This window comes from Roseibium sp. JB4-4 (genome assembly GCF_055693425.1).
Map to the genome: position 1 here is coordinate 5,246,074 of NZ_CM146333.1, position 17,265 is coordinate 5,263,338.

At 54.0% G+C, this 17,265-nt stretch carries 18 protein-coding genes and 2 pseudogenes; 7 read left to right on the forward strand and 13 right to left on the reverse strand.

The genetic code is table 11. The features are described 5' to 3' along the window. Positions 1-6: 6 nt before the first annotated feature. Positions 7-564 (forward strand): GNAT family N-acetyltransferase, encoded by a 558-nt coding sequence (locus tag ACZ1HV_RS24620; protein WP_472716607.1) that lies wholly within the window; start codon positions 7-9, stop codon positions 562-564. Here the strand turns inward: ACZ1HV_RS24620 and ACZ1HV_RS24625 are convergent. Then, positions 557-1,147, reverse strand: coding sequence for a TetR/AcrR family transcriptional regulator (locus ACZ1HV_RS24625; protein ID WP_298822204.1), 591 nt, complete (start codon positions 1,145-1,147; stop codon positions 557-559). The two genes, ACZ1HV_RS24620 and ACZ1HV_RS24625, sit on opposite strands and share 8 nt — an antisense overlap. Before the next feature lie 125 nt (positions 1,148-1,272). Between ACZ1HV_RS24625 and ACZ1HV_RS24630 the strand changes: the two genes are divergently transcribed. After that, positions 1,273-1,689, forward strand: coding sequence for a 4-oxalocrotonate tautomerase (locus tag ACZ1HV_RS24630; protein WP_298822205.1), 417 nt, complete (start codon positions 1,273-1,275; stop codon positions 1,687-1,689). A 309-nt stretch (positions 1,690-1,998) separates the two neighbouring features. On the opposite strand, the pseudogene ACZ1HV_RS24635 reads toward ACZ1HV_RS24630, so the two are convergent. Together ACZ1HV_RS24635 and ACZ1HV_RS24640 are read right to left on the reverse strand one after the other, a co-directional pair. Beyond that, a pseudogene (locus tag ACZ1HV_RS24635) lies at positions 1,999-2,874 on the reverse strand (methyl-accepting chemotaxis protein); the annotation flags it as partial. Positions 2,875-4,253: 1,379 nt separating this feature from the next. Then, positions 4,254-5,810, reverse strand: a complete 1,557-nt coding sequence (locus tag ACZ1HV_RS24640) for a 2-isopropylmalate synthase (protein ID WP_298984091.1) — start codon at positions 5,808-5,810, stop codon at positions 4,254-4,256. Between ACZ1HV_RS24640 and ACZ1HV_RS24645 the strand changes: the two genes are divergently transcribed. Beyond that, a complete protein-coding gene (locus tag ACZ1HV_RS24645) occupies positions 5,809-5,961 on the forward strand; it encodes a hypothetical protein (RefSeq protein WP_298822209.1) in 153 nt (50 codons plus the stop codon). The two genes, ACZ1HV_RS24640 and ACZ1HV_RS24645, sit on opposite strands and share 2 nt — an antisense overlap. Positions 5,962-6,219: 258 nt before the next feature. Here ACZ1HV_RS24645 and ACZ1HV_RS24650 read toward each other — a convergent pair whose 3' ends face one another. From ACZ1HV_RS24650 to ACZ1HV_RS24675, 6 genes are all read right to left on the reverse strand, one after another. Then, complete coding sequence (locus tag ACZ1HV_RS24650; RefSeq protein WP_298822210.1) at positions 6,220-6,453, reverse strand: hypothetical protein; 234 nt, start codon at positions 6,451-6,453, stop codon at positions 6,220-6,222. Then, on the reverse strand, positions 6,437-7,264 hold the full coding sequence (locus ACZ1HV_RS24655) for an RNA polymerase sigma factor (RefSeq protein ID WP_472716608.1): 828 nt from the start codon (positions 7,262-7,264) through the stop codon (positions 6,437-6,439). Before ACZ1HV_RS24655 ends, ACZ1HV_RS24650 begins: the two co-directional genes overlap by 17 nt. Continuing rightward, positions 7,257-7,682, reverse strand: coding sequence for a hypothetical protein (locus ACZ1HV_RS24660; protein WP_472716609.1), 426 nt, complete (start codon positions 7,680-7,682; stop codon positions 7,257-7,259). Before ACZ1HV_RS24660 ends, ACZ1HV_RS24655 begins: the two co-directional genes overlap by 8 nt. 105 nt (positions 7,683-7,787) lie before the next feature. Continuing rightward, positions 7,788-8,498, reverse strand: a complete 711-nt coding sequence (locus tag ACZ1HV_RS24665; RefSeq protein ID WP_298959524.1) for a DUF899 domain-containing protein — start codon at positions 8,496-8,498, stop codon at positions 7,788-7,790. Positions 8,499-8,500: 2 nt separating this feature from the next. Next, positions 8,501-9,013 carry an SRPBCC family protein gene (locus ACZ1HV_RS24670; protein WP_472716610.1) on the reverse strand — a complete coding sequence of 171 codons (513 nt, stop codon included), beginning with the start codon at positions 9,011-9,013 and terminating at the stop codon, positions 8,501-8,503. 5 nt (positions 9,014-9,018) lie between these two features. Further along, entirely contained in the window at positions 9,019-9,333 is a 315-nt protein-coding gene (locus tag ACZ1HV_RS24675) for an ArsR/SmtB family transcription factor (RefSeq protein ID WP_472718501.1), read from the reverse strand. Positions 9,334-9,487: 154 nt separating this feature from the next. Between ACZ1HV_RS24675 and ACZ1HV_RS24680 the strand changes: the two genes are divergently transcribed. Together ACZ1HV_RS24680 and ACZ1HV_RS24685 are read left to right on the forward strand one after the other, a co-directional pair. Beyond that, complete coding sequence (locus tag ACZ1HV_RS24680; RefSeq protein ID WP_472716611.1) at positions 9,488-10,138, forward strand: glutathione S-transferase family protein; 651 nt, start codon at positions 9,488-9,490, stop codon at positions 10,136-10,138. A gap of 58 nt (positions 10,139-10,196) precedes the next feature. Beyond that, a complete protein-coding gene (locus tag ACZ1HV_RS24685) occupies positions 10,197-11,099 on the forward strand; it encodes a DMT family transporter (protein WP_472716612.1) in 903 nt (300 codons plus the stop codon). A gap of 71 nt (positions 11,100-11,170) precedes the next feature. Here the strand turns inward: ACZ1HV_RS24685 and ACZ1HV_RS24690 are convergent, their stop codons facing one another. Then, positions 11,171-11,935, reverse strand: a complete 765-nt coding sequence (locus ACZ1HV_RS24690; RefSeq protein ID WP_472716613.1) for an SDR family NAD(P)-dependent oxidoreductase — start codon at positions 11,933-11,935, stop codon at positions 11,171-11,173. Between the two features lie 171 nt (positions 11,936-12,106). Here ACZ1HV_RS24690 and ACZ1HV_RS24695 point away from each other — a divergent pair, with 171 nt between their 5' ends. Then, complete coding sequence (locus tag ACZ1HV_RS24695; RefSeq protein ID WP_472716614.1) at positions 12,107-13,003, forward strand: AraC family transcriptional regulator; 897 nt, start codon at positions 12,107-12,109, stop codon at positions 13,001-13,003. Here the strand turns inward: ACZ1HV_RS24695 and ACZ1HV_RS24700 are convergent. The 3 genes and pseudogenes from ACZ1HV_RS24700 to ACZ1HV_RS24710 all read right to left on the reverse strand — a co-directional run bounded on the left by ACZ1HV_RS24700 (position 13,000) and on the right by ACZ1HV_RS24710 (position 16,177). After that, on the reverse strand, positions 13,000-13,911 hold the full coding sequence (locus ACZ1HV_RS24700) for a PhzF family phenazine biosynthesis protein (protein WP_298822222.1): 912 nt from the start codon (positions 13,909-13,911) through the stop codon (positions 13,000-13,002). The two genes, ACZ1HV_RS24695 and ACZ1HV_RS24700, sit on opposite strands and share 4 nt — an antisense overlap. 139 nt (positions 13,912-14,050) lie before the next feature. Then, a complete protein-coding gene (locus tag ACZ1HV_RS24705; RefSeq protein ID WP_472716615.1) occupies positions 14,051-15,205 on the reverse strand; it encodes a GNAT family N-acetyltransferase in 1,155 nt (384 codons plus the stop codon). 70 nt (positions 15,206-15,275) lie between these two features. Next, positions 15,276-16,177 (reverse strand): annotated as a pseudogene (locus ACZ1HV_RS24710) (pirin family protein). Between the two features lie 423 nt (positions 16,178-16,600). Here ACZ1HV_RS24710 and ACZ1HV_RS24715 point away from each other — a divergent pair. Continuing rightward, positions 16,601-17,251 carry a pyridoxamine 5'-phosphate oxidase family protein gene (locus tag ACZ1HV_RS24715; protein ID WP_472716616.1) on the forward strand — a complete coding sequence of 217 codons (651 nt, stop codon included), beginning with the start codon at positions 16,601-16,603 and terminating at the stop codon, positions 17,249-17,251. Positions 17,252-17,265 lie beyond the last annotated feature (14 nt).

Sequence of the window (17,265 nt, forward strand, 5' to 3'; positions counted from 1 at the left end):
GCCTCCTTGTCCGATCTGATACTGGTGACACGGCGTCTCAAGCTAACGCCGTTTCTGGAGACGGATTATGAATTGCTGAATGACCTGCACTCAGATCCTGAGGTGAACCGTTACCATTCGCCCGGCCTTGCACCGATGGCGGATGCGGAAGTTCGCCGGCGATTGAAATCCTATGTGGAAGATCATCAGCGCACAGGCATCAGCAAATGGAAGCTTGAAACGATTGATGGCGATTTTATCGGACGGGCAGGGTTCTCCTGGCCGGACAAACCGGACGGATATGAACTGGGATATAGTTTGAAACGAGCGTATTGGGGACAAGGATACGCAAGCGAAATTGCAAGGGCGCTGGTAGATTGGTTCTTCTCGCACAGAACTGAAGATCAGATGTTCGCCTATGCCGCGTCGGAGCACGAAAAATCCTTCGCCGTTATGGAAAAGGCAGGGCTTAGACCGTGGATGGATATGATCAAACATGGTGTTTCATGCCGCTTCTATCGGATCACACGTCAGGACCATGAAAATGGCCGTGGCCTGACCGAACCAACGAGCGGTTCTAATTGATTTCATGCCCGGAGGCTGCCCTAAGGGCGACCGGCAGTGTCGCCTCGGCCACTTCTTCAGCCAGGCTCTCATCAGCTATTGCACGTGATGTGGTGAGCGCGCCTATGAGGATGCTCAGGAATGCCCAGGCAGATTTTCGTCTGTCTTCAGTGTTTTCACCTGGCAATCCCCGAGCAATCAGATCTGCAATGCGATCCATCTTAAGGTCATAGAGCGCTCTGGTGTCCGCATCTGCCCGTGCGACATCGGGTGACATTGCTGTCATGGCGCAACCGCAAGCCCGATCCTGGCGATGTGCGGCACTCAGGTAGTACCGCGCAAATGCGTCTACCCAGCCATTGCCATATTGTTTTTGATAGTCTGGAATTGTCTCAATAACCTCGTCCAGCCCCGCTTCAAGTGCGATACGGAATGCATCGTTTTTGGATTTCAGATGCGCATAGAATGCTCCCGAGGTTGCTCCGGCAGCCTTCGCGATGCCGTCAACGCCGATACCGTCAAATCCTTCGTTCTTGAACATCCGACTGGAGGCTTCCAGAAGGGCCTTCCGCGTTTCCGCCTTCCGCATATTCTGTTTTGTCATCTTCGTCCGGCCTCAATTTATATAACGATCGCAATATTTTTCTTGAAGATATAACGATCGTTACATATATGGGGTTTGTCAGAAAATATAACGAACGTTATATTTAAATATGGAGACAGGTTCTAATGCCTTTGACTTTTACGTACACAGAGGGCGTCCTTGACGCCGATGCAGCTGCCGCGGCAGGCCGCAAGATTACCCAGGCATTCCTGAGATGGCATGGATTGGCCGGAAACAAGGTCATGACGCCGAATGTTACAATGCAAATTCAGACGCTTCAAAAGCGCGATGCTCTTTCAGGGGGCGAGCCCGTGTCTGCTGCCTGGCTTGAGTGCAAAACGCCGTCCTTCGCGCTAGCGGACCGGGACATCCAAGTCGGCTTCTTCAAGGAAGCGACAGACATCATTGAGGGTGCCGCAAGTGGCACACTTCCGCGGGACCGGATCTTTACGAACCTGGTTCACACGGTTGACGGTTCCTGGAACCTTGACGGCCGCGCCATGACCAACAGTGAGTTGGGGGAACGCATAGCGCAAGGCTGAGCCGACAGGAAAATGCGAACTTCAAGTGTCCGGCAAAAGAGGGGAGGCCGTTCGAAAGAGTATTGGGGCTAAACGAAGTGAAGGCCTGGCATAGAGCCAGGCCTTCACGGGTTTTCTCGATGATCGCAATGAGGCGCTATGCTGCGGCAACATTCTCCAAAAACGATCCACTGTGAGTTTCAAGGATGCCGAGTTTTCGGTGCTGGCGGTCGAGGCGGACCGCATCTGCTCGATCGACCGACGCGTGTCGACGACTGCCGAATTCACCTGGGTTACGTTTTCGGAGACCTCGGACGTTCCGGCGGCAGCCAACTGTGCGTTGCGGCTGATTTCTTTCGCTGCCGCATCTTGCTCTTCGACAGCAGATGCAATGTTCGTGGTGAAGCTGTTCACCTCTTCCATTGTCGTTGCGATCTCGTCAATGGCCGTTGCAGCTTCATTTGTTGATGTTTGAATGCCGGAGATTTGCAAACTGATTTCCTCGGTCGCCTTTGCAGTCTGTTCGGCCAGCTGTTTGACTTCAGAAGCAACAACAGCGAAGCCCCGACCAGCTTCACCAGCTCTTGCAGCCTCAATGGTGGCATTGAGCGCGAGCAGGTTTGTTTGGCCTGCAATGTCGGAAATCAAGTTGACGACGTCTCCGATTTTCTGTGCGGCCTCTGCCAGTCCGGATACCTGATGGTTTGTTGACTGAGCCGAACTTGTTGCCTTGTCGACAATTTCCATCGTGCGATTGACCTGCTGGGCAATCTCTTGAATGGACGCGCCGAGCTCTTCTGCTGCGGATGCAACCGACTGAACATTTTCTGATGCATTCCCGGAGGAAGTTGCTGCACCATTTGCCTGTCCTGAGGTGAGTTCGGCAATATCTGCCAGGTCACTGGCCGTGTTGTTCAGTTGATCCATGTTGTCTGCTACTGAATCGAGCAACCCTCCGGATTCGTCCCTGAACGAGTTGATCAAACGGTCGATCTTGCGCTGCCGTTCAACCCGCTTCGCAGTCTCTTCGGCAGATTCCCCTTCCAGCCTCTGGCGTTCAACGGCATTGTCCTTGAAGATCTGAACAGCCTTAGCCATTTCACCAATTTCGTCTTTGAAACCGGTCGCCGGGACCTCGGTATCGATACTGCCATCGGCCAGCTGCTGCATTGCAGCAGTCATGGAGTGGACTGGTTTGACAATGGATTTCGCAATCACAGTCGCAGCAAAAACCGCGATCAACAGGCTCGCCACACCGATCGCAAGTTCCATCCGTTCTGTGGCCTGTATACTCGCAACGGCTTCCGGCCCAAGCTGATCCTGATCGGCTTTCACGCTGAGTTTTACGTCTTCTACCGTTTTGGCAATCTGCGGTCCGATCTTGTCCAGCGTTCCTTGGATGATTTCGTTTCTCGCCGTGATGTGCTCGACGACCAGTCCAAACGCTGAGCGGTACTCTTCAAGGCCAGACTGTGCGGCTTTTGCTGCGGCAACCCGATTGGGGTTCTGTAGCTCTCCAAGCAGTGTGGCGAGCTCCTCAGCCGTTTTCTCAAACTCTTTTTGAGTGCGCTCTGCCGATTCAGCATCATTGACGATCAGAAACTTCTGGGCATAGAGCCTTCCAAGCAGAAAGCTCTCCTGAACACGCCCGGCCCAATAAGTTGCCGTCGCATCACCATCTTCAAAAGCGCTCACCGCAACTTTGGTGATTTCCTTGCGAATTGCAGGACCTTTGTCGTTCAGGATTGCCACATCTTCGTTGCGCTTGGCTTGCAGGGCGATTACTTTTTCGAAACCGACGCCGTACTCACCCAATGCGCCGCCGATCGAGAGAATCCCCTTGGCACGCTCTGGATCCTGTATTTCGACTTCAGCTTCCTTGTGGAAAGACTGCGCCTTGGCGAGGCGCTCTTTGACGAGGTTAATCGCTGCCTCATCGCTTTTGATGACAAAGTCTTTCACGCCAAGCCGCGTCATCAACACGTTTGCCTGCAGGCGTCCTACCAGGTTGGTATCGCGCGCCAGGCCCCGATATTCCGAAAATGTCGTTTCTGAATTCGATAGACCGAAGTAACCCGTTCCCGCCAGCAGAGCCAGCAGAAGGATTATGACGCCAAACCCAGCATAAATTCTCGGTCCAATCCTGACCGTACTCAAAAGTCGTTCCATGCCCCACACCTCTTAGCATCACGAACTGCAAATAAAATCTTGAGGTGATTAAGAGTTTCTGGGCTTAACAAACTGATAAATTTGATGTTTTTGGCTACAGATGCAACCCAGACGTTATCTGGGCGTACGATTTCTCAAAAATCAAATATCAGAGGATGTAACTGGTTACGTTGAATTGCCTAAGTATTAGCACTTAGGCAAAATCGGTTTTGGAAACCCCCGACCGCCAATCTGGCAAAACCATCGATTTGACCGGCTCATTTTGCGCGAAATCGAATCAATCGGATTGATTGTTTTGAAGGAAATGGCCTGGATCGAGCAGGCAGGCTTTTGTGCTGGTTCGAGCTCAAGAGGCTCAAACAACAAACAAAAAGGGCCGCGATCCGTGGCCCTTTCCGTTCTATTTGTTTTACTGGCTAAACAGCAGCAAGAGCGCCGGGGTTGCCGGTCTGTTGGCGCAGAGCCAGTTTGTTGACGGCCGAAACGTAGGCACGGGCGGATGCTACCAAGGTGTCTGTGTCCGCTCCCTTGCCGGTCGCAATGCGACCGTCGGCTTCCAGTCGGACCGAAACTTCCGCCTGCGCGTCTGTTCCTTCAGTCACGGCATGCACCTGGTAGAGCGACAATGTCGCCTCATGCGGCACGATCGCCTTGATCGCGTTGAAGGTCGCATCGACAGGCCCGTCACCGGTCGCTTCCTTGGTGATGTGTTGACCGTTGACATCCATCGTCAGGATTGCCTTTTGCGGCCCGCCTGTTCCGGCGATGACCGTCAGGGCAATCACTTTCGTGCTTTCGCCCAGGATGTTGATTTCATCCTCGACCAGTGCCTCGATGTCCTCGTCATAAACATGCTTCTTGCGGTCGGCCAGGTCCTTGAAGCGGCGGAAAGCGTCCTGCAGCGCATTGTCGCCCAGCTCGAAGCCCAATTCGCGCAGCTTGTCGCGGAAGGCGTGACGGCCCGAATGTTTGCCCATGACCAGGGACGTTGCTTTCACCCCGACATCTTCAGGGCGCATGATTTCGTAAGTTTCGGCATTCTTCAGCATGCCGTCCTGGTGAATGCCGCTCTCATGCGCAAAGGCGTTCTTCCCAACAATCGCCTTGTTGTATTGCACGGCAAAACCGGATGCTCCGGCGACCATCTTGGAGGCTCGAACCAGGAATTTCGGATCAATCTGCGTCGTATAGGGCAGGATGTCACCGCGGGTCCGAACGGCCATCACGATTTCTTCCAGTGAGGCATTTCCTGCCCGTTCTCCGAGGCCATTGATCGTGCACTCGATCTGGCGAGCACCGCCAGCGACACCGGCCAGCGAGTTGGCGACTGCCAGCCCCAGGTCGTCATGACAATGGACGGAGAAAATCGCCTTGTCGCTGTTGGGAACACGTTCACGGATCTGCTCGAACATGGCCTTGTATTCCTCCGGGGTAGCATAGCCAACCGTGTCGGGCAGATTGATCGTGGTAGCGCCGCATTTGATCGCGGCTTCAACGCACCTGCACAAATAGTCGATCGGGGTGCGGGTCGCGTCCATGGCGGACCATTCCACATCTTCGATCAGGTTGCGGGAGCGGGTCACCGTGTCGGTGATGATCTCCATCACCTCGTCTTCCGTCTTGTTCATCTGGAACTTCAGATGAATAGGCGATGTGGAGACAAAGGTATGGATTCGGCCTTTTTCAGCATGTTTGACCGCTTCCCCACAGCGGTCGATATCGGCATGGACCGCTCTGGCGAGACCTGCAATGACGGAGTTCTTGGAGCGCTTTGCGATCTCGCTGACGGCTTCAAAGTCACCATTTGAGGCAATCGGGAAGCCCGCTTCAATGATGTCGACGCCCATGTCGTCGAGGATTTCAGCGATCTGCAGCTTCTCTTCCAGTGTCATCGACGCGCCGGGCGACTGTTCTCCATCGCGCAAGGTGGTGTCGAAGATGCGGATTTGATCCTTCTCAGGAGTGGCAGTCATGTCGTTTCGTCCCAGTCTTGGATCGGGCCGTTCTGCAATTGATGGAACCTGGGCGCGCGATCCGGATTTCGTGATGCGTTTTCAAAGTGTCTCCCCTAAGTGCCCGTTCCGCTATTTACCTGCGGAGCAGCCGACGCTCAGGGGCATCTAAGAAGGAGGAGATCGCCAAGTAGAAGGAGGCCGCGCGCGGTCCGCGCGTTAACAGAAGAGCCGGAAATGTCGCTTGCCGCGATCATGGATCTGTCTTTGGCCTTTGATCATCTTCAAATTACGTCTATCGAGGTTCGCTTAAAAGCGTGACCTGACAGTTAACGAAATTCGTTCTTAAGGCAGGTTTTCATCCGATGCAACAGAGTTTTGCCAGGCGGGAAACTGGAAGCTTTCCTCCGTCCGGCAATTGGACACGCCGTCACCTGCCATTTCCGCCCTTGGGTTGTCCGTATTCATCGGCAAAGTCGTGCATGACTTTTTGGAATTTTGCACCATCGACGACTTCATCGAAGTTTTCCAAAATTATGCTCAGCAAATAGTTGTTGCCGTAGTGCCACTCATCATTCAGTGCGCGCAGGCGGCGATAGGCCTCCGCCGTCAGGGCCGCATTGAAGCGATTTGGCAATGGGAGGCGCTTAGGCTTTGCTGGCATCTTCATTTTCTCCACATCCTGAAAGGGGTTCCACTGAGCCTTCTCCAGCATCCTCAATTTGCTTGGTCCGACGCCAAAAGATGTCATGGAGGCTCGACATTGTTCCCGGTTCTGCAGCGCGCACAACAGCCATTCGATCTGCAAAGTCGTCAATTTCAGGAAAGAGTGTCTTTGCTCCCGTTGCGCCTGCCGCCATTTTAAGTCCCGCGCACTGGTGGCAGATGCCTTTTTTGTTGACGAGGGCGCAGAGCCCTTCGAACTTGTCCTGCATGGCCGTTCGAGCCGCGGACAGGCGATGACGCAATACACTGTCGGACACTCCAAGCACTGTCGATGCTTCGCGAGAAGACAGATCAAGAACGTCTCGCAAGACAAGCGCGGCCTGTTCATCTGCAGGCAAGGACCTGCCGACGCAGGTAAAGCAATAGGCAACATGCTGCTGAACGTCGTAGGAAAATTCCGGATCGGACATTGCTGTCATCACTTCACCTGACAGATCCTGCGAACTGGCACAAAGGTTCGCATAGGCAACCTGCGCTTCGGTTCGCCAACGTTTTTGAGTGCGTAAATGGTCAACGGCTGCGCGGGTGGCGATGGATGTCACCCAGGTTGAAAACAGCGATTTTTCTTCAAAGGTCGTGATGCGTGTCCAGGCCTTCGTTACGGTTTCCTGGAGAATGTCCTCACTGTCTTCCGGATGCCCTATCAGCCGCCGAACAATCCTGCGCAACTTGGGAAGTTCGGCGCTCAGTAGTTCCGTGAAAGCTTGCCTGTCACCTTTTTTTGCCTTTTTGATCAAGCTGTCACACATGACTCGGATCTCTTCTACAGGCGACGCCGCCGAATATTGCAGCAAACCCGAACAGTCCCAAGCCAGGCAATGCGTCGGTAATGGAAAGATAGCCCGGTAAGATGAGAAACAAAACGAGCCCCAGTTCAACCGCCGCAACCAGTATTGTGTTCAGCGTCAGCCCGACTTGGGAGTTTGACCAGTTGAATTTCAGCGCGACAAAAATGGATGTCAGCCCGCTGATTGCCAAAAGATAGGCGAAATAGGAAAGGATGCCGCCAGCAGCGGCAGGTAGAGCGGCACCGTCATGACCGTAGATCATGTAACCGGCTCCAGGTCCTGATGTGTGGGTGGTGATCAGAATGTAGGCTGCCCCGACAACATGAAGCAGTCCCCAAAGACAAAAGCCGATCGCACCAAATCTTGCGTATGACATCATGAAATCTCCAATTGGTTTCATGATGTTTGACGTTGGCAGCTTGAAACTCCGCCAACGCATTGATTTCATTTAATCCCCTGAAGAGGGTGGCTGGCGGAACTGGTGTTAATCCCCTGTTCCATAGGTATCGCGCCGTTTCACCCAGGCCTGCGCGTAAGGCAGGTCGTCTTCATGCCGGCCCAGATGGGTCAGATCCAGCAGATTGTAGGCCATGTTCAAGATGTCGAGGCCCCGCCCATAAGTGGAGTAGCTATGGGCGACACGACCATCTTCGAGCTTGATAAAGGAACTCACACCCGGCAACTCCTCGGTGCCCACGGGTTGGCCGGAATAGTTGTAGCCGCGTCCTGCCGGATCTTCTTTGCCGGGGAACGTCACTCCGAAATCGTTGTTGAAGCTGCTCCCCTGGGAAGAGACCCAGTCGAACGTCCAGCCCATACGTGTTCGGTAAGCTTCGAGTTTTTCCAAAGGTGCACTGGAGATTGAAATCAGTGCCGTGTCCCGGGCTGCCAAATGGACATCGAGCCGCTCGTAATTGTCCGCCCAGAAGGAGCAGCTCGGGCAGCCTTCCTCCCAATTCTCGCCGAACATGAAGTGATAGACAACGAGCTGTTTTTGCGATCCGAACAGGTCTGACAGGCTTTTTTGACCATCCCTTGTGTCAAAAACGTAGTCTTCATTCACGAGTACAAGCGGTAAGTCGCGGCGCGCAGCTGAAAGCCGGTCGCGCTCCCTGGTGAAAGCCTTTTCCTTTGCCAGTAGCGCCTTGCGTGCTTCAAGCCATTGGTCTCGATTGACGATCTGTGGTGATGACATTTTCATTCTCCCGGTATGTGTTCCATTTCCTTGACGAAATCAGAGAGGCGCTCGAAACATCCGTTCCAGCCGCCACCAACGCCGTGACGTGCGTCTTCGGTCTTGATGGCTTCATGAGAAAGCCTGACCTCAGTAGCCTTGCCTGCAGCCGTGAAAGTTACGGCAACCTTTGATGTGTCGGTCGTTTCGCGCGTGCCGTTGGCAAATTCCTTCACGTGACGCCAGCTGAATTCGAGCCGGTTGGGAGGGTCGATGACAAGATATTCACCCTCGAAGTGAATCTGCTTTTCGTCGGTTTTATCAATCACAAAGCACCATTTGCCGCCGATCTTCAGATCGATCTCGACCTGCTCAAGCGCGCCGGCTTTCGGAATGAACCAGCAGCTGACATCATTCGGATCGGTAAAGGCTCGAAAAACCCGCTCAGGAGCCGCCCTGAACAAACCCTCCACGATGATCGGATCCCGCCCCGGTTCCGACTTCAGAAACTCCTTGGCAGTCTGTTGGACAGTCATCTTTTTCAATCCTCTTTGGCAAGATGGCGGGCAAGGGCATCGAAGCGGTCAATCCAGAAGGCTTCATACTTCTGAAGCCAGTCTACGGCTTCCTTGATCGGGGCTCCTCGGAGCCGGCAATGCCTGGTTCGTCCGCGCTTTTCGACTTCGACCAGCCCGGCATCGGACAGGACCCGCAAGTGTTTGGAAACCGCCGTCAGCGACATGTCGAACGGCTCGGCAAGGTCGGAAAGTGTTGTTTCACCAGTTGCCAATCGCGAGACAATGGCACGCCGTGTGCCATCGCTAAGTGCAGAGAAGGTAGCGTCTAATTCGGGCATCTGAAGCGCAGTCATAAAGTGAACCTTTTGGTTGACTATCATCTAATTTCATTATAGTCAACTGATTGGTTGAGTAAAGGCGCGCTGAATGCCGAATGCTCAACAGGGTCAGCCCGGAGTATGTTGAGAGCGACCCGACAAAGGAGTGGATGAGATGAAGCTTTATGTAACCGACCTGTCTCCCAACAGCAGGCGCGTGATCGCTGCTGTCGGTCATCTTGGTTTCGATGGAGAGACCGAGATCCAGAAATACGACCTGATAAAAGGGGAGCACCGCTCAGATGAACTCAAGGCGGTCAATCCCAATCAAAAAGTGCCTGTTCTGGTCGATGGCGATTTCAGTCTCTGGGAAGCCAACCCGATCATGATCTACCTTGGCGAACGTGCGGGTGACGAGGCGTTTTGTCCGACAGACAGGCGTGGCCGCATTGAGGTGCTGCGCTGGATGTCCTGGGAAGTTCAACACTTCAATCGTGCTCTCGGAGACATTGTCTGGGAGACGGTCGCCAAGCAAGTGTTCGGCTTTGGTGCGCCCGACACTGCCAAGATTGAGGCCGGTCAGGAGAATTTCCGCAGGTTTGCTGAGGTCTTGGAAAACCACCTGGCGGATCGAAATTTCGTCCTTGGTGATGATTTGACGATCGCCGACTTTGCCGTGGGTAGCCATTCCGCCTTGGCAATGCATCCTCAATCCCAGGTGCCTCTAGAGGAATTTACGAGGGTCAACGCTTATCTTGAACGCCTCGAGGCCGTTCCGGCATGGGCTGCAACCGCTCCCAAGCCCCGCGCGGAAGCGGCGGAATAGCTCGCTTAAACGAACAGCCATTGCTGCAGTCAAGGCCAGCCTCTAGGCTGGCTTTGTCATGAGCCGTTCCTACCTGATCGCACTCTTTCTGGGCGTCGTCGCAGCATTTCTCCTCGGAATGAATTCCGTGTCCGTGCGCTTTTTGACTTCGGACATGCACGGGTTGCAGATTGCCGTCTTCCGACTTTGGATCGGATGTACAACGATCTTCGCTCTGCTAATGCTGTCAGGGTACAGGTTCAGGCTGTTTCCCTATGATCGGTATGAATGCCTGGCGATCGCCGGGTTTACGCTGAATTACATCACGTTTCACATTGGCCTTGAAAAGACCAGCGCAACCAACGCAATGGTGCTTGAAAACACAGCGCCGTTCTTTGTGCTTCTAATTCTTGTCGCGACGAAGGTTGAGCGTGTCAGATGGTCTGACGGCGTTGCCACCATGATGGCCCTGGCTGGCGTTTATCTGACAGTCCGGCAGGATCTGGAAGTCGGTGCCAACGGTCTTGAAGGTGATATCTGGGAGATAGGTGCGGGTATCAGCTGGGCAATGTTTATTGTCGGGAGCGCGGCATCCGTCAAAAAGACCCGGTCCAGCATGGATCGCATGGCGGTTTTGCTGAAAATCTTGCTGCCTTGCGGTCTGGTTCTGACGCCCTCGCTGTTCCTTTTTCCGCTCCAGGTGACAACAGTAGACATTTCCGTTCTCTTGGCACTCGGTGTCTTCTCGACAGCTCTTTGCTATTACCTTTGGTACGAGGCCATGTCCGAAGTTTCCACCGTCACGGCATCATTGTTGATCGCCTTATCCGTTGTGTTTGCATTCGTTGCTGCTTTCTTCCTATTGGGTGAGACCATTACGCTGGACATGTTGATTGGGGCCACCCTGATTGTCGTTGCCGTCGTTCTTCCGGGACTTGTTGATACAATTACGACCAATGCGAAAGCTGAGACACCTGATTAAAGGTTTGTGTTACCGGCCAGAGTTGCTGCGGCGGAGAAAAACCGCCGCAACGGCCTGGCGCTTTGGCCCCTTTACAGGCTCTGACCGCCGGAGACTTCGATACGCTGTCCGGTCATCCATGCCGTATCACCTGTAAGGATCGCAGCGACAGCGCCTCCGATGTCATCTGGCATTCCTGCTCGGCCCATGGCCGTCATGCCTGCGATCATATTGTTGAGCTCCGGAACATCCCTTACCGCGCCGCCGCCAAAGTCCGTTTCAATCGCACCTGGAGCGAGCGTGTTGACGGCAATGCTTCGCGGGCCGAGTTCCTTTGCGAGATATCGCGTCAGTGTTTCGACTGCGCCCTTCATTGTCGCGTAGGCCGCATATCCGGGCATTGTAAAGCGTGCAAGACCGGTGGAAATATTGAGGATCCTGCCACCGTCCGGCAGCATTGGCAGAAGCTCTTGGGTCAGAAAGAAGACGCCTTTGACGTGGACGTTCATGAGGTGGTCAAATTCATCCTCGGTGGTGTCCGCAAAGGATTTGTGGACACCAGTTCCTGCATTGTTGATCAGAATGTCAAACCCGTCACGCCGCCAGGTTTCCTTCAATGCGGCTCTCAGGTCCGAATGGAAATCCGCGAACGTCGATATGTCGCCTGTGTCCAGTTTAATTGCGACTGCGCGCTGACCGAGCGTTTCGATCTCTGCAACGGTTTCTTCCGCCGACACCTTGTTGGAATGGTAGGTCAGGACGCTGTCGATGCCATGCCGCGCCAGGTGCAAGGCCATGTTCCGGCCAAGGCCGCGGCTACCGCCGGTTATGAGGGCTATTTTCTTGCCATTGGTCATTTTTTGTCTCCAAACTGAGTTCACGGGACTTGATGACCCTGAGATAGCTTCTCATCGGTTGACGCACCTGCCGGTTTCTCCACAATACTTGCCTAATTCTCCTGAAGGCTATGGTAGCGTGATTGCCAGTTCGAAGTTTTGCGTTTATCCGCAATGAACCAGGAGAGTTTGATGCAGACAGACCAATTGACGCAAAATCTGGTTGATTTCGCTGATGAACGCAGGGCTGACGGCGAGCCATTCGACATCGGTATTCCCGGTGTTACTTTGGTGCGCCAACGGCATAAGACGCATGTTTATCCCGTCGTCTTCCACCCGATTTTCTGCCTGGTTCTCCAAGGCGCGAAACAAACATATGTCGGCGGCCGCACCGTCAGCTTTGCCAGTGGTCAATCGTTGATCGTCGGTTTGGATCTGCCGGCCGAATCCAGAGTGATCGAGGCAAGCTCCCAAAAGCCATATGTTGCATTGGCACTCGATCTGGACATGGTGTTGCTGCGAGAATTGTCCGGCGAAATAAACCTTCTGGAACAGGGAAACGAGAAAACTGTGGCGGTGACGAGTGGCAAGGCCGATGGTGCCATTGTCGATGCCATGAGGCGGCTGTTCGAACTGACGGAAATGCCGGAGGCAACAGCGGTGTTGGAACCCTTGATCAAAAGAGAAGTGCACTTTTGGCTGTTGAAGGCTGCGCATGGTGCGATCTTGAGGCAATTGGTCAGACGAGACAGTCGCGCTGCGCGCATTTCGACGGCTATTGCCAGGATCAAAAGGGAGTTCGCGACGGCCCTTCGAGTCGAGGATCTTGCACAGGATGCGGCCATGAGCGTTTCGGCATTTCACGCCGCGTTCAAGGATATCACCGGTACAACACCGCTGCAGTTCCAAAAGATGCTACGCCTCATGGAGGCAAGGCGTTTGCTGCAAAATGAAAAGCTGCCCGTCTCCAACACCGCGTTTCAGGTCGGGTATGAGAGCCCGACCCAGTTCAGCCGAGAGTATTCCCGGCAATTCGGGCAGACGCCCCGCGCTGACAAAGTCGGTTCTTCTGGAGTGTCAGTCCGTTAAAGGAACAACTCGCCGCGGGCGACGAGCGTAGCCTGGCCGCCAATTCGAACTGCGTGCATGTTGCCGCCATCAATATCGATTTCCAGATCGATCAAGGACGGGCGCCCCATTATGAACCCCTGTTCGATCCGGATATGGTGAGTGCCGCTTGGAAGGTCGTCGTAATAATCGACGACGCCGGCAAACGCAGCAGCAGCAGATCCGGTGGCAGGATCTTCCGGGATGCCCATGTCAGGTGCAAACAGGCGGGCCTGGAAGGCGCTGTCATGGGACCGGGTTTCGCGGCAATAAACATAGGCATCATTGTGCCCGTCCTTGCCGAAGCCTGCTTTCCACATGGATTGAACAGGTTTGGCACGCGCCAGCGCGTCAAGGTCCCGCACCGGTACGAAAGTGAAGGGCGGGCCTACGCGGAAACGGGAAGGGGAATGATTTTCGAAGCCGATATCCGTTGGCTCCAGGTTGAGCGCGGCGGCGATCAATTCCACATTGTGGGTGGGGCCAGCCGGTTCCGGCAGGCTTGGAACGTCAAATTCCGCGAAAGCTGCCGCATTTTCACGCAGGATCACCGCACAACGAACCGTGCCGATATTCTGTTTCAGAACGACAACCGCGTCCTGTTCGTTGGTTACCTCGCCAAATCGTTCCTTCGCCATCAAAATGGCGGTTCCGACGGTTGGGTGGCCAGCAAAGGGCAGTTCAAGCTTGGGCGTAAATATCCGCATGTTGGCGGAGTGTCCGGGATTTTCCGGTGGAAAGACGAATACTGTCTCCGACAGATTGAATTCGACTGCAATTTTTTGCATCTGCTCGTCACTGAGACCTTCGGAGTCCAGAACAACTGCCAGAGGATTGCCGGCAAGGCTTGTGTTGGTGAAGACATCCAAGATCGCGTAGCGACGGCTCATATTGTATTTCTCCCTAGAGACTCACCAGTCATCTGTTCCTGAGGTGAGCGGACTTTTGCATGTCTCAGCAAGTGCTGCCAGTGATTAGTGCTCATTCTTGGTGAACAAAGGGTTGCCTGGATCAGGCCGAATAAGGGGTTCATTCAGGCAGCAGGTGCTCTGCAAATGCACGTGCATAGGACACGACCGCAGGATCGTTCAAATCCGCTCGCTCGCGAATGATCCTGATATCTGCAAGTTCACGTTCTTCGGTGCTGTCCGAAAAGCGCATGATCGAATGACGCAGTTCTTCCGCAGACTGATCTAGATCGAAGACCCGTGCGATGGAAATGCGCGGTCCATCAAAGGCGATCAGAACCTCTCCAGCTGCGACGTCCTTTCCATTCAGGCCGGTTTCTTCTTCCAGTTCCCGATAAATTGCCCCCACGACATCCACCTTGCCTTCTGCTGAAAGGTCGGTCGGGTCGAGATTGCCGCCAGGTGGATAGATTGCACCTGCCGTCGCCGTGTGAGCAGCCATCACGCCAAACAGAAGAGCGCCGTCAGCCGATCTCAGGATGGCTGAGCCAAAGACGTTGTATGCAGAAGGGTCGGGTGCGCCCCAATCGCGCCAGGCAAGAAAGGCAGCATATGAACACTCTGTGCAGCTACCCTTGAATACGCCACCTTCAAAGGAATAATCGGTCAGTTTCAATGTGCGGCCGTTCCAAAGCAGGCCAATTCGCTTCTTTGCCTCTTCAAAGTGCTCGAAGATAGCGGTTTCATTTGCTTGTTCGAAGGCCCAATGATCAGGGGACAGACTTAGATCAACCCCTTGGACGGTATGCACCGGAGACTGCAGACACTTTTCCATCATAGGCACAGTGCGGCCAGGCGACATTTCACTTGGCCGTTTTGCGATGGTCGCAAAGCCTTGCCGCGCATAGAAAGCTTCGGAATGGGTGTCTGCTTCCAGGTAAAGTCTGGATAACCCGAGTGTGCGGGCACGGTCGTGTGCCCTGGTCAGCAATAAATCTCCAATTCCCTGGCGCTGGGCTTGCGGGGCAACAAAGAGATAGTCGATCAACAACGTGTCTTTGCCGTCCGCTGCGAGACCCGAAAAAGCAACCGCTCTGCCATCCCTTTCGGCGACAGTGACAAACTGACTGCTGATAGTCTCTTCGGTGATGAGCCAGTGTTTCCTGAACTCAGCCATTTTGTCATCCGGGTATCCCCAGGACGCTTTAGCGCTGTGCAAAATGTCGGTAAGTACCGAGGCATCGGCTCCGGTTGCGGGTCTGAGTTTTAAGGGCATGGCTGTCCGGTTGGTTGTCTACCCGACAGCCCTAGCCAGATATTGTGAACGTTACAAGGCAGCCGGATCCTTATCGGATAAACGTGCCGTTCTGAAGTTCGGCGACCGCCTGAACCAATTCGTCGCGTGTGTTCATCACAATCGGTCCGTGCCAAGCAACCGGCTCCTTGATTGGAGCGCCGGAGACCAGAAGGAAACGGATGCCTTCATCGCCTGCTTCAACGCAGATCTCATCGCCGCTGCCGAAAACAACCAACGACCGATTGCCGGTCTGATCCCGGATCTTGAGTTCTTCGCCTCCAAATTCCTTCTCAGTCAAAATTCCAAAGGGTTCCGACGCACCGTCAAAGGTTCCAGATCCTTCAAAGACATAGGCAAAGGTCTGTTTGTAAGTGTCTACCTTGAAACGTTTTTTTGTCCTGCAGGCACATGAATGTCGAGGTATTGCGGTTCTGCGGCGATGCCGTCAACCGGGCCGCGTTTGCCCCAGAACTCGCCGCAGATGATCCGCGCGGATGTGCCGTCGTCGTCAATGACAACCGGTATCTCCTTTGCCGCGACATCCTGATAGCGAGGTTCGGTCATTTTCAAAGACGAAGGCAAGTTGGCCCAGAGCTGAAAGCCGTGCATGCGGCCTTTGTCGTCGCCCTTGGGCATCTCCTGATGCATGATACCCCTGCCGGCAGTCATCCATTGGACGTCACCCGCACCGAGGTCACCGGTGTTGCCGAGACTGTCACCATGTTCGACAGTTCCGGCAAGAACATAGGTGATGGTCTCAATGCCTCTGTGCGGATGCCAGGGAAACCCTGCCAGATAGTCCTCAGGCCTTTCATTGCGGAAATCGTCCAGCAAAAGAAAAGGATCCAGCATTTCCGGATCCTGAAATCCGAAAACCCGCTCAAGCTTGACACCTGCGCCTTCCAGCGTCGACTGCGTTGCACCAATATGCGTGACTGGACGGACTGACATGACCAAACTTCCCGAATTGATTTTGTTCAGACCGAAAATAGAGACAATCGACCGAATTCCCATAGCCTGGCAACGAACGCAGTGTTCAAGTCTAGGAAACAGTACACTTGCCGGCTGAAGGAACTGCTGGGTATTTCGGGCAAGGGTGTGTCTATCGGACCGCCGGAATCAGATTTCGCGTCAGGGTTTTGATCTTTGATCCTTCTTTCCATTCGAGATTAAAGCATTTGTTCCAGCCGAAGGGATTGACAATGATTGCAGAAATGATGAGCGTACCTCAGAATTGGAGCAGAAGTTTCGGTGAGTGCACCGCTATAGCCTGTAGCGAATTTCAATCCGGCTGCTCGTTCAGCAAAGGGTGATTGAAAAACCATCGATTCAATCGCTCGCGCTCGGGCGCTTAGGCCAAATAGTGGAGGGATAATGCAGAAGTTCTCGCTCAATCCGGACTTTGTCCTGCAGGACGAAACATCTCTGCGTGAGCTGTTTCCCGCCACACACGATCTTGCCGTCCAAAAGTGCCAATCGACGCTCGACAAACATGCGCGAGACTTTATAGGCCGCTCGCCCTTCCTTTGTTTGGGAACGCAGGGACTGGACGGCAAAGCCGATGTCAGCCCTCGAGGTGACCCGGCTGGATTTGTGAAGATCCTGGATCAGGAAACACTGGCAATCCCCGATCGGCCAGGAAACAATCGCCTCGACAGTTTGAGCAATATTCTGGCAAACCCGAGTGTCGGTTTGCTGTTCATGATACCGGGTTTCGATGACACTTTGCGCGTCAATGGCACAGCCGATCTTGTTGTCGATCCCGAACTGCTCAAGGCCATGAGCATCAACGACCGCGCGCCTAAAGTTGCGATCGTGGTCAAGGTGACATCGGTCTTCATGCATTGTGCCAAGGCGTTCCGCAGATCGCATTTATGGGATCCGTCCAGGTTTCAGGACAGAGGCGAAATGCCGTCGCTGATCAACATCATAATGGACCAGACAACCGGAGCACCGGACGATGCTACGGATATGAAGGCCTTGGACGACAAATTGGAAGAAGACTACAAAAGGACGCTCTACTAACACCGGAATTGCAA

What these genes read in the sequence shown, in the direction of transcription:
- ACZ1HV_RS24705 (WP_472716615.1), bottom strand. Translation starts at nt 15,205, where the DNA reads ATGCCCTTAAAACTCAGACCCGCAACCGGAGCCGATGCCTCGGTACTT.
- ACZ1HV_RS24670 (WP_472716610.1), bottom strand. Translation starts at nt 9,013, where the DNA reads ATGACTGTCCAACAGACTGCCAAGGAGTTTCTGAAGTCGGAACCGGGG.
- ACZ1HV_RS24680 (WP_472716611.1), top strand. Translation starts at nt 9,488, where the DNA reads ATGAAGCTTTATGTAACCGACCTGTCTCCCAACAGCAGGCGCGTGATC.
- ACZ1HV_RS24655 (WP_472716608.1), bottom strand. Translation starts at nt 7,264, where the DNA reads ATGTGTGACAGCTTGATCAAAAAGGCAAAAAAAGGTGACAGGCAAGCT.
- ACZ1HV_RS24650 (WP_298822210.1), bottom strand. Translation starts at nt 6,453, where the DNA reads ATGCCAGCAAAGCCTAAGCGCCTCCCATTGCCAAATCGCTTCAATGCG.
- ACZ1HV_RS24660 (WP_472716609.1), bottom strand. Translation starts at nt 7,682, where the DNA reads ATGATGTCATACGCAAGATTTGGTGCGATCGGCTTTTGTCTTTGGGGA.
- ACZ1HV_RS24690 (WP_472716613.1), bottom strand. Translation starts at nt 11,935, where the DNA reads ATGACCAATGGCAAGAAAATAGCCCTCATAACCGGCGGTAGCCGCGGC.
- ACZ1HV_RS24685 (WP_472716612.1), top strand. Translation starts at nt 10,197, where the DNA reads ATGAGCCGTTCCTACCTGATCGCACTCTTTCTGGGCGTCGTCGCAGCA.
- ACZ1HV_RS24625 (WP_298822204.1), bottom strand. Translation starts at nt 1,147, where the DNA reads ATGACAAAACAGAATATGCGGAAGGCGGAAACGCGGAAGGCCCTTCTG.
- ACZ1HV_RS24640 (WP_298984091.1), bottom strand. Translation starts at nt 5,810, where the DNA reads ATGACTGCCACTCCTGAGAAGGATCAAATCCGCATCTTCGACACCACC.
- ACZ1HV_RS24630 (WP_298822205.1), top strand. Translation starts at nt 1,273, where the DNA reads ATGCCTTTGACTTTTACGTACACAGAGGGCGTCCTTGACGCCGATGCA.
- ACZ1HV_RS24645 (WP_298822209.1), top strand. Translation starts at nt 5,809, where the DNA reads ATGTCGTTTCGTCCCAGTCTTGGATCGGGCCGTTCTGCAATTGATGGA.
- ACZ1HV_RS24665 (WP_298959524.1), bottom strand. Translation starts at nt 8,498, where the DNA reads ATGTCATCACCACAGATCGTCAATCGAGACCAATGGCTTGAAGCACGC.
- ACZ1HV_RS24700 (WP_298822222.1), bottom strand. Translation starts at nt 13,911, where the DNA reads ATGAGCCGTCGCTACGCGATCTTGGATGTCTTCACCAACACAAGCCTT.
- ACZ1HV_RS24695 (WP_472716614.1), top strand. Translation starts at nt 12,107, where the DNA reads ATGCAGACAGACCAATTGACGCAAAATCTGGTTGATTTCGCTGATGAA.
- ACZ1HV_RS24675 (WP_472718501.1), bottom strand. Translation starts at nt 9,333, where the DNA reads ATGCCCGAATTAGACGCTACCTTCTCTGCACTTAGCGATGGCACACGG.
- ACZ1HV_RS24715 (WP_472716616.1), top strand. Translation starts at nt 16,601, where the DNA reads ATGCAGAAGTTCTCGCTCAATCCGGACTTTGTCCTGCAGGACGAAACA.